Source organism: Methylobacterium sp. OAE515 (genome assembly GCF_041806315.1).
GTDB classification, from domain to species: domain Bacteria; phylum Pseudomonadota; class Alphaproteobacteria; order Rhizobiales; family Beijerinckiaceae; genus Methylobacterium; species Methylobacterium tardum.
This window is the reverse complement of record NZ_JBGMUV010000001.1, coordinates 1,784,056-1,797,638: the sequence shown is the minus strand read 5'-3', so window position 1 is coordinate 1,797,638 and position 13,583 is coordinate 1,784,056. Positions and strand designations below refer to the sequence as shown.

The window sequence follows — 13,583 nt, the reverse complement described above, 5'->3', positions numbered from 1 at the left end:
CGATCAGGCCGCACGCACGCTGTTGAGGAAACGGATCACCTCGGATCTCAGTCGATCGGCCTGACTCGACATCTCCGAGGCGGCGCCAAGGACTTGCGTGGCAGCCGTCCCCGTCTGACCCGAGGCCTCGGCAACAGCGGCGATGTTGGTCGTCACCTCTCCGGTACCGGCTGATGCTTCGCTGACGTTGCGCACAATCTCGCTGGTCGCGGCGCCCTGTTGCTCGACCGCAGCGGCGATCGTCGCCGCCACACCGTTGATCTCGCCGATCCGCGCCGTGATCGTGCCGATCGCCGCGACGGCCTGTCCGGTGGCGCACCGAACCTCGTCGATCTGCCCGGTGATCGCCGCGGTGACCTTGGCGGTCTGCTCAGCCAGAGCCTTCACCTCGGCGGCGACCACCGCGAAGCCGCGCCCGGCCGCTCCCGCCCTGGCAGCCTCAATCGTCGCGTTCAGCGCCAGGAGATTGGTCTGGCTCGCGATATCGGCAATCAACCCGACCATCTCGCCGATCCGGTGCGAGGATTCGTGCAGGGTGTTGACGAACTGCGTTGTTGCGCCGGCCTCGTCGACCGCGTTCCGGGCGAGGCCGACTGAAGCTGCGATCTGGCGCCCAATCTCCTGGATGGATGAACCGAGTTCCTCGGCAGCGGCCGCGACCGTCTCGACGTTGGCCGCCGCCTGCCCGGCCGCCGCCGCAACAGTATTGGATTGCTCGGCCGAGTCCGCGGCCGTGGCCGTCAACATCTCGGCCGTCGCGTACAGCTGCGTAGCGGAGGACGAGACCACGTCCACGACCCCGCCGATCGTCTGCTCGAACGTGTCCGCAAGTTCGCTCATGGCACGCTTGCGCCCCGCTTCGGCTGCGACGGCGGCTCGTTGACGCATCTCGGCCTGCTCCTCGGCCTGCTGGGCAACCAACTGCTTGATATCGTCGACGGCCCGGCCCACCGCCCCGATCTCGTCGGCACGGGCCGCCTGTGGGATCGCGATCTCCACATCCCCCTGAGCCATACGCTGCAGGACCCCACGCAAGCCACGCAGCGGACCGGTGACCCCGACGCGGACGACGAGGCCGGCGACACCGATCGCAGAGAGGAGACCGAGGACGGCGGCAATGACCAGCATGGTAACGGACCGCTCGACTTCATGATCGGATTGATCACGCACTGCCTGCAGCGCGCTTTCCAGCGTTTCGAGCTGCGCACGCACGATACTGTTCATCTCGATACTGATCGGAACCGCGTCGTTGATCAGGATATTTCTGGCCGTCACGTTGTCGTTCACGAGAGCACGCGCGGACACGTGATCGAGTGCAGATAAGAAGTCAGCGAATTTTGCCCGAAGACGCACATCCGCAGCGTGTTGCGCGTCATCATCCGGCAAGGCAATCAATTGATGCAGCAATGTGTCTGCACGCGCTCGACTTTGATCGGACCGCGCCTTGTAGGCAGCCATTTCCTTATCGCCGGTCTCAATAATCAGATCCCGAACGTGCGTGGCTAGATCGCCGACCACGACCCGGAATCGCAACATCAGGTTGAGGTGCCGAGCCTCGACGTCGACGATCCGACGCATCTGAGAGGATAAGCTCAACATGTTCAGCCGCGCGTATGCGATCAGACCGCCGGAGATCACGGCGACCAGCAGAATAGGCAGCATAAACTTGAAAAATATCCTGGCGTCGCGAAGCATAGACATGACACGTCTCGCGTTACGGGCTTAAACGCGCGGACACTTATGCTTCTATCAACTAGATGTCCAGCAAACCTAAAGGAAATACAGCAAACTATGAGTTAAATATATTTGAATTTACTTCGCAAATCGGGCGCATAACGAAAACAATCGGGCTTATACGATGCCCGAGTCTGTGAAATAATTTTGCACACTGGTTCAGTCGAGAGACGGCAGGTCGTGATGTCAACACAAGCGGCACGTCGTGGCGGCCGCCGTGCCTCAACGGGAAGCATGGCGGCCGCCGAACGATGGGATTGGGTTGAGAGGGCGTCCTGCGTTCCTGCCTACATCGGCGGGGTCAGGCCATCCTTGCCGACCGCCACGAGCTTACCCTCGGCCTTGCTGCCGTCCTTGGCGACCACGGCGAAGACCTTCGAGCCGGGGGTCAGGATCGCGTTGTCGGCCGGCTCGAAGGCGACGATCGGCGCCGAGGACGGCACCACGATCTCCTTGGAGCCGTCCTTGCCGTAACTTACCGTCAAGGTGCGCTCGCCGCCCGAGGCCGCCTTGTCGGCCTTCACCGTGCCGTTGGTCATAGCGCTCTTGACCTTGGGCGCGTTCGACGTCTCGGCCTTCACGGTGCCATTGGTCATGGCGCTCTTCACCTTGGCGCCGGCGCCAGCGGTCTGGTCGGTGATCGTGTCCCAGCCGTAATGGCCCTCGCCGGTGCCGCGCATCGACTCGGGAAAGAGGACCACCTCCAGGGCAGTCATCGGGTTCTCGCCCTTGGTGGCGGTGCCGATGAAGACGCCGTCCTTGATCTGGTCGAGGCTCGACGGGACCACCCAGGCGAACTTCGCGCCGCTCACATCGACGGTCTCGGACTTCCCGTCGTCGGTCTTGATCGTGACGGTGCTGCCGTCGGCCTTGTCGACCGTGCCGCGGACGCGCTCGACCTGCGCGGCGAACGCTGCACTCGACAGAAGGGCCGTCAGGCCGGCGGCGACGAGGGTCTTGCTGAGGTGCTTCATCGAGGTCCCATCCTGGCTTCAGGAGCCGGGTTATGGGGCGCCGCGCTCGGCAAACAAGGTTGTGCGCAAACGAAATGCACGAACTGAAAAGCAAATGAGGCGGCGCCCGGTTGAGCGCCACCTCATGCTGGCCGGGCTGGGCCGGCGCCTCGCACCGTCATTCCCGAGCGCCGAAGGCGAGCCCGGAAATCAGAACCGCAACGGTGCCCATTCTGACACCGCGGCGGATCTGGATCCCGGGCTCCGCTGCGCGGCCCCGGGATGACGGATCGGCAGCAATCGCCTCTCCGAAAGGACCCGACCTGATCAGGCCGCGAGCGAGCGCAGCACGTAAGGAAGGATGCCGCCGTTGCGGAAGTACTCCAGCTCGTCGAGGGTATCGATCCGGCAGGTCAGCGGGACCTGCTTCACCGAACCGTCGGCGGACTTGATCTCCGCGATCAGCGTCTGGCGGGGCTTCAGCTCGCCGGCGAGGCCCTTGATGGTGACGGTCTCGTCACCCTTCAGGCCCAGCGACTGCCAGCTCGTGTCACCCTGGAAGACCAGCGGCACCACGCCCATCCCGACGAGGTTCGAGCGGTGGATGCGCTCGAAGCTCTCGGCCACCACGGCGCGCACACCGAGTAGCTTCGTGCCCTTCGCCGCCCAGTCGCGCGACGAGCCGGTGCCGTACTCCTTGCCGGCGAAGATGACGAGCGGCGTGTGCTGCTCGGCGTACTTCTGCGCCGCATCGTAGATGAACATCTTCTCGCCCGAGGGCTGGAAGAGCGTCCAACCGCCCTCGACCACGGTGCCGGTTTCGTCCCGCACCATCTGGTTCTTGATGCGGATGTTGGCGAAGGTGCCCCGCATCATCACCTCGTGGTTGCCGCGTCGCGTGCCGTACTGGTTGAAGTCCTGCACGCGCACCTGATGCGACTGCAGGTAGGCGCCGGCCGGTGACGCCGCGCGGATGTTGCCCGCCGGCGAGATGTGGTCGGTGGTGATCGAGTCGAGGAACAGGCCGAGGATGCGCGCATCCGCGATGTCCTCCACCGGCTTCGGGGTCTTCTCCATGCCGACGAAGTAGGGCGGGTTCTGCACGTAGGTGGAGCCCGGGTTCCACGCGAAGGTCTCGGCCTCGGTGACCTGGACGTCCTTCCAGTTCTGGTCGCCGCCGAACACGTCGGCGTAGCGCGACTTGAACAGCGCCGAGGTGATGTTCTCCTCAATGAACTGCTGAACCTCGGCCGAGGTCGGCCAGATGTCCTTCAGGTAGACCGGCTTGCCGTCGGAACCCTGGCCTAGCGGCTCCGTGGTGATGTCGATCTGGAGCGAGCCGGCGAGCGCGTAGGCGACGACCAGCGGCGGCGAGGCGAGGTAGTTCGCCCGCACGTCGGGGTTCACGCGGCCCTCGAAGTTGCGGTTGCCCGAGAGCACCGCCGCGGCGACGACGTCGTTGTCGTTGATCGCCTTGGAGATCGCCTCCGGCAGCGGGCCGGAATTGCCGATGCAGGTCGTGCAGCCGAAGCCCACGAGGTTGAAGCCGAGCGCGTCCAGCGGCTCCTGCAGGCCGGACTTCTCCAGGTACTCGCCGACCACCTGCGATCCGGGCGCCAGCGAGGTCTTCACCCACGGCTTGGAGCGCAGGCCCTTGGCGACGGCGTTGCGGGCGAGCAGCCCGGCGCCGATCATCACCGAGGGGTTCGACGTGTTGGTGCAACTCGTGATCGCGGCGATCACCACGTCACCGTGCCCGATGTCGAAGTTGGTGCCCTCGACCGGGTAGCGGCGCGCGAGGTCGGCGGCCTTCTTGAACTCGGTTTCCATGGAGGCCGCGAAGCCTGGCTTGGCGCCGTCCAGGAGCACACGGTCCTGCGGGCGCTTCGGGCCGGCCAGCGACGGACGGACCTCGCCCATGTCGAGCTCCAGCGTGTCGGTGAAGACCGGGTCGGGCGTGCTGGCGTCGCGCCACATGCCCTGCGCCTTTGCGTAGGCCTCGACCAGGGCGATCCGGTCGTCCGAGCGGCCGGTGACCTTCAGGAAGTCGATGGTCTTCTGGTCGACCGGGAAGAAGCCGCAGGTCGCGCCGTACTCGGGGGCCATGTTGGAGATCGTAGCCCGGTCGGCGACCGCCATGTCGTCGAGGCCGGGGCCGTAGAACTCCACGAACTTGCCGACCACGCCCTTCTTGCGCAGCATCTGGGTGACGGTGAGCACGAGGTCGGTGGCGGTGGTGCCCTCGGGCAGCTTGCCCGACAGCCTGAAGCCCACGACCTCGGGGATCAGCATCGACAGCGGCTGGCCGAGCATGGCCGCCTCGGCCTCGATGCCGCCGACGCCCCAGCCCAGCACCGCCATGCCGTTGACCATGGTGGTGTGCGAATCGGTGCCGACCAGCGAATCCGGGTAGGCCACGTCGGAGCCGTTCTCGGACTTGGTCCAGACGGTCTGCGACAGGTATTCCAGATTGACCTGGTGGCAGATGCCGGTGCCCGGGGGCACCACCGAGAAGTTGTCGAAGGCCGATTGGCCCCACTTCAGGAAGGTGTAGCGCTCACCGTTGCGCTCGTATTCCAGGGCGACGTTGTCGGCCAGCGCCTTCGGGGTGCCGAACTCATCGACGATCACCGAGTGGTCGATGACGAGGTCCACCGGCACCAGCGGGTTGATCTTCTGCGGGTCGCCGCCGAGCGCCACCATGGCGTCGCGCATCGCCGCGAGATCGACCACCGCCGGCACGCCGGTGAAGTCCTGCATCAGCACGCGCGAGGGGCGGAACGCGATCTCGACCTCGGCCTTGCCCTTCTGGTCGAGCCAGCCGACGGCGGCCTCGATATCGGCCTTCTTGACCGAGCGATCGTCCTCGTAGCGAAGCAGGTTCTCCAGAATGACCTTCATGGAGAAGGGCAGCGCGGCTGCGGAGGCGAGGCCGTTCTTCTCGGCCGCGGGAATGGAATAGTAGGTGTAGGTCTTGCCGCCGGCTTCGAGCGTCTGGCGGGCCTTGAAGCTGTCGAGTGAGGGCACGGCTGGTTCTATCCTCGCTGCGGGTTGTCGAACACGCGCAGGCAAGACCTGCGCTACGAAGTTGTGTTCGGCCTGTGTAGCGCCCGACGGGCGCGCGCCGCCCCGGGAGTGCCCGGGCAGGAGACGATGCGCGGGGGCGATTTGGACGCCCGTGGAGCCGCGCGGCGCAGCCAGGGAGGGATATAGAACTTTTCGAATCTGGCCGCTACCGGGTCGCGATGACAGGCGCGTTTTCCTGTCGGAGATACGATGGACGAGCGGAGGCGGCCGGCTGTGACACCCGTTCAGGTCTGCCGCACGATCTCGGAGCCGCATCAGCCGGTCATCCCGGGGCCGCGCAGCGGAGCCCGGGATCCAGACCCACCGAGTCGCCACAACCCGGCACCGAAAGCGGTTCTGGATTGCCAGCCTCCAGCGTGCCCCTTCGGGTCCGGGCTCGCCCGGGGCGACCCGGAATGACGGTGCGGCTGCCCTGGATTGCTTCGCTCTGCTCCAAGGACGATGGGGCCGGAGCAATCCAGCCGAAGCTATCGCGACCCTAGCCCGGGATGCTTCCCCCCGGCAGCGCCTTGGACCGGTTCGGCTGGGCCGCGAGCTTGCGCAGGGATGCGACATTGGCGGCCGCCTCCTCGGGGCTCATGTCGCGGCGCAGGAGCGCCTCGGCATCGGCGAAGCGGCCTTTGAGACCCAGCACCATGGCGAGATTCGCCCGCACCCGCGCATCGGCGCCGGGCTGGTCGGCGGCGAGCCGCAGGGTCTGCTCGGCCTGGTCGAGGTTTCGCGACAGCGCGTAGGACAGGCCGAGATTGGACAGGAGCGAGGGCTCGTTCGGTCGGATCTTGAGGGCGGCCTCGTAGAAGCTCTGTGCGCGGGTCTGCTCGCCGAGCTGCGCGGAGGCCGAGCCCTGCGCCGACAGGATCCGCCAATCGGGCGCGGCCGGCGAATGGGCGTTGGCGAGCACGTCGATCGCCTCCCGGAAGCGGCCGGCCTCGACCAGCGACTTGCCGTAGGCGCCGAGGAGCGCCGTATCGCGCGGGTTGCGCAGGGCGGCCTGCTGCAGGACCGCCGAGGCCTGGCTGATCTGGTCGTTCGCCCGCAGGGCGCGGGCATAGGCGATCGCCACGCGAGCGTCGCCGGGATTGGCGTTGAAGCGCTCGGCCAGGGACGCCGTCTCCTGACGCGCGGCCGGCGGCCGTCCACCGAGCTCGCCGATCGAGCCAGTGGTCTCGGGGGAGCGGGTGTTGCAGCCGGCGAGCCCGAGGGCGACGAACATCGCCAAGAGCGTTACGCGGCGTCCGGCGGATGCCGCAGGTCCCGGGACCCGGATCAGGGCCGTCATCATCGTGCGCTCCGCCGCCAGCTCAGCCCAGGGCTCTGGCGCGTGCTTCACGCCCCCGGCCGGCCGGTGATAGAGCGTTAACCCTAATCACCGGTTAAGCCGCCGGTCTCGACGGCGCATGAGAGGCACATGACCCAGGCCGATACCCAGGCATCGACGCCCGCTCTGCTGCCCGGCGACACGCCGGCCGTGCCGGTCACTTTGGTGACCACGGCGAACTGGGCGGAGGCCGAGGCTGCCCTGCCGCCGCTCCAGCGCAGCTTCGCGAACGCCGTCGGGTTCAAGCCGAAGGCGGGCAGCCTCGCCCTGCTGCCCGGCCCGGATGGCACCCTCGCCCGGGTGCTGTTCGGCCTCGGTGATCCCGAGGCGGGAGCCTACGACCGGCTGCTCGCCGGCAAGCTGCCCGGCCTGCTGCCCGAAGGCACCTTCCGCCTGGAGAACGCGCCCGAACCCGCCGAGGCCGCCCTCGCCTGGCTGATGGGAAGCTACCGGTTCGGCCGCTATCGCTCCGCGGGCGGGACCAAGGCGCGCCTCGCGGCGCCGGCCGGCATTGATGCCGCCGAGGTGGAGCGGATCGCCGCCGCGATGGCGCTGGGCCGCGATCTCGTCAACACGCCGGCCAACGATCTCGGGCCCGACGAGATCGAGGCCGCCGCGCGGGCGCTCGCGGCGCGCCACGGCGCCGCCGTCAGCGTCACGCAGGGCGATGCCCTGGAACGGGCGTTTCCGCTGATCCACGCGGTCGGCGCCGCCTCGCCGCGGGCGCCCCGTCTGATCGACCTGACCTGGGGACCGGCCGAGGCGCCGCGTGTGACCCTGGTCGGCAAGGGCGTCGCCTTCGATACCGGTGGTCTCGACATCAAGCCGTCGGCCGCGATGCTGCTGATGAAGAAGGACATGGGCGGCGCCGCCGCGGCGCTGGCCGCCGCCGACATGGTGATGGGCGCCGGCCTGAACCTGCGCCTGCGCGTGCTGATCCCCGCCGTGGAGAACGCGGTGTCCGGGAACGCCTTCCGCCCGGGCGACGTGCTGCCGAGCCGGGCCGGCCTCAGCGTCGAGATCGGCAACACCGACGCGGAGGGCCGGCTGATCCTTGCCGACGCGCTGACCCTGGCGGACGCGGAGGGCCCGGAACTGATCCTCGACTTCTCGACGCTCACGGGTGCTGCGCGCGTGGCGCTCGGGCCGGACCTCCCGGCCTTCTTCACCGAGGACGAGGCTCTGGCCGGCGCCGTGACGGAGGCCGGGCTGCGGGCGATCGACCCGGTCTGGCGCATGCCGCTGCACGCGCCCTACGCGAGCCTGCTCGACTCCAAGGTGGCCGATCTCAACAACGTCTCGGGCGGCCCGTTCGCGGGTGCCATCACTGCCGCCCTGTTCCTGCGCCGCTTCGCGCCGAAGACCAAGGCCCACGGCCATTTCGACCTCTACGGCTGGAATCCGTCCACCAAGCCCGGTCGCCCCGAAGGCGGCGAGGTCCAGACCGCGCGGCTGACCTACGCGCTGCTGAAGGCGCGCTACGGCGGCTGATCCGGCCTCGGCGCCGCGCGCGGGGGCATCGGTCGAGTCGTATCAGGGCCCGTGTGCGAGACGGATCACCATCGTCGTTCCGGGGCGCCGAAAGCGAGCCCGAAACCCAGAGACTCCGTGGCCCATAATCCGGCGCCTCGGCGGCTCTGGATCCCGGGCTCCGCTGCGCGGCCCCGGGATGACGGGCTGTGATGGCGAGCTTTGGGTCCTTTCGGGCATCGCATTACCGGATCCCCGCGCGCGATGACGGCGCGGCTCAGGCAAGCCCCGCCTGCCGCAGCAGCATCCCGGCCCCGGCGCAGAGCGCGAGGGTCTGCAGCGTGCCGAGCCCGAAGCGGAACACCGCCAGGATGGCGGCGAGCGTCAGCGCCAGGGCGGCCAAGTCGAGGCTCGTCGGCACCGGCAGGTCGAGGCGCAGCGGCCCGAGCGGAACCGTCTCCACCTGGGCAAACAGCGTCCGCAATCCGAACCACACCGCGAGGTTGAGGATCACCCCGGCCACCGCGGCGGTGATCGCCGAGAGCGCGCCCGCGAGCCGGCGGCTGCCGCGCAGGCGCCCGATCAGCGGCGCGCCGGCGAAGATCCACAGGAAGCACGGCACGAAGGTGACCCAGGTGGTGAGGAGCCCCGCGAGCGTCCCGGAGACGAGCGGCGGCAGGGTGCCGGGCGCCCGGAAGCCCGCCAGGAAGCCCACGAACTGGAGCACCATGATCAGCGGGCCGGGGGTGGTCTCGGCGAGTCCGAGCCCGTCGAGCATCTCGCCGGGCTGCAGCCAGCCGTAATGCTCCACCGCCTGCTGGGCCACGTAGGCCAGGGCCGCGTAGGCGCCCCCGAAGGTGACGAGCGCCATCTTGGAGAAGAACAGGGCCGTCTGCCCGAAGACCGGCGGCACGCCGGGCAGGACGAGCAGCGCCGCCACTGGCAGGAGCCAGATCGCCAGCCACAGGGCGGCCACGCGCAGCGAGGCTGCGGCGCCGACGCGCTCCCGCGGCAGCGCCGCCTCACCGATGACCACGTCCGCCTCGTCCGCGGGCGCCGCATTGGTCTCGCCGGCGGGGCGCCGGCCGCGGGCGAGGCCCAGCAGGCCGGCCGCGATGACCACCAGCGGGAACGGCACGGCCAGCGCGAAGATCGCCACGAAGGCCGCGAGGGCGACGAGCCGGTCCGTCCGGTCGCGCAGGGCGCGGCCGCCGAGCCGCCAGAGGGCGTGCAGCACGATCGCCAGCACCGCCGCCTTCAGCCCGAAGAACAGGCCGGCGACGACATCGACATGGCCGTACAGCACGTAGAGCCAGCTCAGCGCCATCAGGGCAAGGAGCCCCGGCAGGACGAACAGCCCGCCCGCCACGAGGCCGCCTGCGGGCCCGTGCATCAGCCAGCCGATATAGGTCGCGAGCTGCTGCGCCTCCGGCCCGGGCAGGAGCGTGCAGAAGCCGAGCCCGTGCAGGAAGCGGCGCTCCGAGATCCAGCGCCGCTCCTCCACCAGGATGCGGTGCATCACGGCGATCTGCCCGGCCGGGCCGCCGAACGATAGGGCCGCCACCCGCAGCCAGACCGGGACGGCCTCGGCGAGGGTCGGCAGGCGTTTCAGGCCGTGAGCGGCAGCCCCGTCTCGATCAGGCGCGCCCACAGGGAAGCCCCGTACGGCGCGGCCGCGTCGTTGAAGTCGTAATGCGGGTGGTGGAGTGAGGCACTGTCGCCGTTGCCGATGAACATGTAGGCGCCGGGGCGGCGCTCGAGCATGTAGGAGAAGTCCTCGGCGGTCATCATCGGCGCCACCGCGCGGTCGACGTTCTCCCCACCGACCACAGCCTCGGCGACGTCGGCCATGAAAACCGTCTCGGCCGGATGATTCTCGGTGACCGGGTAACTGCCGCCGAACTCGGTGACGCCGGTCGCGCCGAAGCCCGCGGCGATCTCGGCCACCAGGGTCTCGATCCGCGTCCGGACCTGCGTCCGCACCGCCTGGGACAGGGTGCGCACGGTGCCCCGCAGGGTCACGGTCTGCGGCAGCACGTTGAAGGCCTCGCCGGCTTCGAGGGTACAGACCGAGACCACCGCGGATTGCACCGGGTCGAGGTTGCGCGACACGATGCTCTGCAGGGCGATGATCACGTGGCTCGACACCAGCACGCTGTCGACGGCGTTCTGCGGCAGGGCCGCGTGGCCACCCCGGCCCTCGATGGTGATGGTGAAGCGGTCGGTGGACGCCATGATCGGCCCTGGCCGGACCGCGAAGGTGCCGATCTTCATGCCGGGGATGTTGTGCATCCCATAGACCGACTCGACGCCGAACCGCTCCATCAGCCCGTCCTCGACCATGGCCTCGCCGCCACCGCCGCCTTCCTCGGCGGGCTGGAAGATCAGCACGGCGGCGCCGTCGAAATCGCGGGTCTCGGCGAGGTACTTGGCGGCCCCGAGGAGCATGGTCGTATGCCCGTCATGGCCGCAGGCATGCATCATGCCCGGGACGGTGGAGCGGTAGGGCAGGTCCCGCACCTCCTGGATGGGCAGGGCGTCCATGTCGGCGCGCAGGCCGATGGCGCGGTTGGAGCTGTGGCCCCTGCCGCGGATCACGCCCACCACACCGGTGCGGCCGATGCCGGTCACCACCTCGTCGCAGCCGAAGGTCCGGAGTTTCTCGGCGACGAATCCGGCCGTCCGCTCCACGTCGTAGAGCAGCTCGGGATGGGCGTGCAGGTCGTGGCGCCACGCCTGCATCGTGTCGGCGAAGTCGCGGATCCGTTCGAGGACGGGCATTGGGTTGGGGCTCTCGTGGCCTTCGGGTTTCGGCCTCCAGCAAAGCCGGGGCCAGAGCCGGCGTCAACGGCCGCGCTCGGCGAGTCTGCGGCGCGTCCTGTGCTGGGGTTGAGATCGGGATCCGCTTTCGCTCGACCGGCCCGTCGGAGCGGCAGCGCGGGAACCGACGCCCTCCCTCCCGGACATCCGTCGACAGGGAAAGGTGATCCGGCGCCCGACACAGGCCGCACCGTCCAGGGCCGCCTGCCGCGCCGGGCCACGTCAATCAGACAGCCCTGGACGCGCTCGATTGTCCAACCGCTGCGTTACGTATGTTGCCCAACTCGACTTACGGCATAGAAATCCGGTCTACAGCGCGCCGTAAATCGAAGTTCGGCCCGCAACCCGCGAAGGCAGACTGGGACCGACTGCAGAATGTCGGCTTCATGAGTCACCGACACCTTCGACAAGTACCCTCGGTCTACTCACCCGATCAGAGCAGTCGGAAGTCGACCTTTCAGGTCACGTCATGCCTCCGTGATGATCCGCTCCAGCGGAATGTCGTGCGACTGCGGGCAGATCGTTTCCAGGCGTCCGAGTTCGAAGCCGACACCAACGGTGCGCGGCCTCTCCGGCATTGCGGCAATGGTCCGGTCATAAAAGCCGCCGCCATAGCCGAGCCGGTAGCCCTGCCTGTCGAACCCGACCAGCGGCACCACGAGGAGGTCCGGGAAGACTGCCTCGCCCGATTCAGGCATCGGGATCTTCCAAGTTCCTTGCACCATCAGGCTGCCAGGGGACCACTCCCGGAAGACGAGCGGCTGCCCGCGTTCGACGATCACCGGCAGAGCTAGGCGTGAGCCGCGCTCCCGCATCGCGGTGAGAACGGCTCGTGGATCATACTCGCCCCGGAACGGCCAGTAGAAGCCGATCAGTCTGCCGGCGTACGGCTCGAGAACCGCTTCCAGGGTCCGGCTGATCCTCTCGCTCCAAGCGGACCGATCCTCGGCCGAGATGCTGGTACGCCGCGCGATCAGTCGCTCCCGGGTTTCCTTGCGCCAGTCACGGATCGTCGGCCAATCCGCATTGGCGGCTGGCCATGCCGGTCCGGGGCCGGTGACCTCACACACCTCATTCACGGAACTCATGGTCTCGCTCCCGCCGCTCCCGTGTTGCTGCCTGTGAAACGCCATTGGTCAGTGCAGGTGCATCCCGTGTCGCAACGGCTATTGCCCGCCGAAGGCGCGCAAGGGCCGCCCGGCTTCCGACCGGTGCATCATCACGGCCGTTCCTGCAGCATCATCGATCGCGGCAAGCCGAGGCCCCACGGCTGCATGGAGGGACATCTCGCTGCGATCCAGAACGAGGTTGACGCGCTCGCACCATTCACTGTCTGGGCTGTTCGCTGCTTCTGCTTCCAGAAGCGCCTCGGCGATCACCTGACGGACCTCCGTCACGAGTTGGCGCGTCAAGGGCGGCCGTGTTTTAGCAGCATACGCCTCGCTGATGATGCCGGCCCACTCGTCTGCCGTTCGACCAGAGTGTGTGCCCATATGCCCTCCCTCGCGGCGCGAAATGTACTCAATATTCAAATCGATTCCGAGTGATCACACCTGCATTGAGCATCTAATACACTCATCGAGAACCGGAACCAGCTTTTGGCCACAAGAGCGATTTCACGACGAGAATAGGCCGAGGGAAGAACCGTACAACTCGTCGCAATCCTTGAAAGGCGACTCACACAGAGGAGCAGTCGGCCCGCGCCTGTCCTCGGAACGGTTGCGGTGAGGGAAAGCCGATCTTTGCCGGCAATCGATGCGCCGACCGCGCGTCGCCTCGATTTCTCCTCCCGTTCCTCAGAACAAGATCGAGGAGGGACGAGGCTCTGCCTTTATGAACAGGCGTTCTCGACCTTTGAGAAGATGGTCGTTTCGAGCGCGATGTGATCGTCCACGGCCTTCGGCTGCGAACACCGTTCGACGGCATGGAAGACCGCGTGGATCTCCTCGGCCGTTTTTTCGTCGGCCCGGACGAGACGCCCGGTCCAGGCCGTGATTTCCTGTGGCGACGACGTGCTGGTCACGAAGCCGATGATGTCGCCCTCGGCCGTGCCGACGAGGATGCGGCTTCGATACGTCTGCGCAAAGCCGGGATTGGCGGCGGTGTAGGTCCCGGAGACGGCCTCGCCCATCTGGAGGAGGCGAAGTTCCGCGCCTGCTTGGCTCCGCCAGACACCATCGAACATCGTTGTCCAAGCCCGC

At 68.0% G+C, this 13,583-nt stretch carries 10 protein-coding genes; 1 reads left to right on the top strand and 9 read right to left on the bottom strand.

What is annotated here, in order from left to right:
- Positions 1-3 precede the first annotated feature (3 nt).
- The 4 genes from ABIE45_RS08810 to ABIE45_RS08795 all read right to left on the bottom strand — a co-directional run bounded on the left by ABIE45_RS08810 (position 4) and on the right by ABIE45_RS08795 (position 7,056).
- Positions 4-1,701 (bottom strand): methyl-accepting chemotaxis protein, encoded by a 1,698-nt coding sequence (locus ABIE45_RS08810; protein ID WP_192706368.1) that lies wholly within the window; start codon positions 1,699-1,701, stop codon positions 4-6.
- A gap of 320 nt (positions 1,702-2,021) precedes the next feature.
- Complete coding sequence (locus tag ABIE45_RS08805) at positions 2,022-2,708, bottom strand: metal ABC transporter permease (protein WP_192706367.1); 687 nt, start codon at positions 2,706-2,708, stop codon at positions 2,022-2,024.
- Between the two features lie 306 nt (positions 2,709-3,014).
- A complete protein-coding gene (gene acnA, locus ABIE45_RS08800) occupies positions 3,015-5,714 on the bottom strand; it encodes an aconitate hydratase AcnA (protein ID WP_192706366.1) in 2,700 nt (899 codons plus the stop codon).
- Between the two features lie 538 nt (positions 5,715-6,252).
- Positions 6,253-7,056, bottom strand: coding sequence for a tetratricopeptide repeat protein (locus ABIE45_RS08795; protein WP_192706365.1), 804 nt, complete (start codon positions 7,054-7,056; stop codon positions 6,253-6,255).
- 126 nt (positions 7,057-7,182) lie between these two features.
- Here ABIE45_RS08795 and ABIE45_RS08790 point away from each other — a divergent pair, with 126 nt between their 5' ends.
- Positions 7,183-8,583: a leucyl aminopeptidase family protein gene (locus ABIE45_RS08790; protein WP_192706364.1), complete on the top strand. Its 1,401-nt coding sequence runs from the start codon at positions 7,183-7,185 to the stop codon at positions 8,581-8,583.
- A gap of 256 nt (positions 8,584-8,839) precedes the next feature.
- On the opposite strand, the gene chrA is transcribed toward ABIE45_RS08790, so the two are convergent.
- From chrA to ABIE45_RS08765, 5 genes are all read right to left on the bottom strand, one after another.
- On the bottom strand, positions 8,840-10,213 hold the full coding sequence (gene chrA, locus ABIE45_RS08785; protein ID WP_192706363.1) for a chromate efflux transporter: 1,374 nt from the start codon (positions 10,211-10,213) through the stop codon (positions 8,840-8,842).
- Positions 10,171-11,343 (bottom strand): M20 aminoacylase family protein, encoded by a 1,173-nt coding sequence (locus ABIE45_RS08780; RefSeq protein ID WP_192706362.1) that lies wholly within the window; start codon positions 11,341-11,343, stop codon positions 10,171-10,173. The genes chrA and ABIE45_RS08780 overlap by 43 nt, the downstream gene beginning before the upstream one ends.
- Before the next feature lie 506 nt (positions 11,344-11,849).
- Entirely contained in the window at positions 11,850-12,470 is a 621-nt protein-coding gene (locus ABIE45_RS08775) for a 5-formyltetrahydrofolate cyclo-ligase (protein WP_192706361.1), read from the bottom strand.
- A gap of 78 nt (positions 12,471-12,548) precedes the next feature.
- Positions 12,549-12,875, bottom strand: a complete 327-nt coding sequence (locus ABIE45_RS08770; RefSeq protein ID WP_192706360.1) for a hypothetical protein — start codon at positions 12,873-12,875, stop codon at positions 12,549-12,551.
- A 338-nt stretch (positions 12,876-13,213) separates the two neighbouring features.
- Positions 13,214-13,567: an avidin/streptavidin family protein gene (locus ABIE45_RS08765; RefSeq protein ID WP_192706359.1), complete on the bottom strand. Its 354-nt coding sequence runs from the start codon at positions 13,565-13,567 to the stop codon at positions 13,214-13,216.
- Positions 13,568-13,583 lie beyond the last annotated feature (16 nt).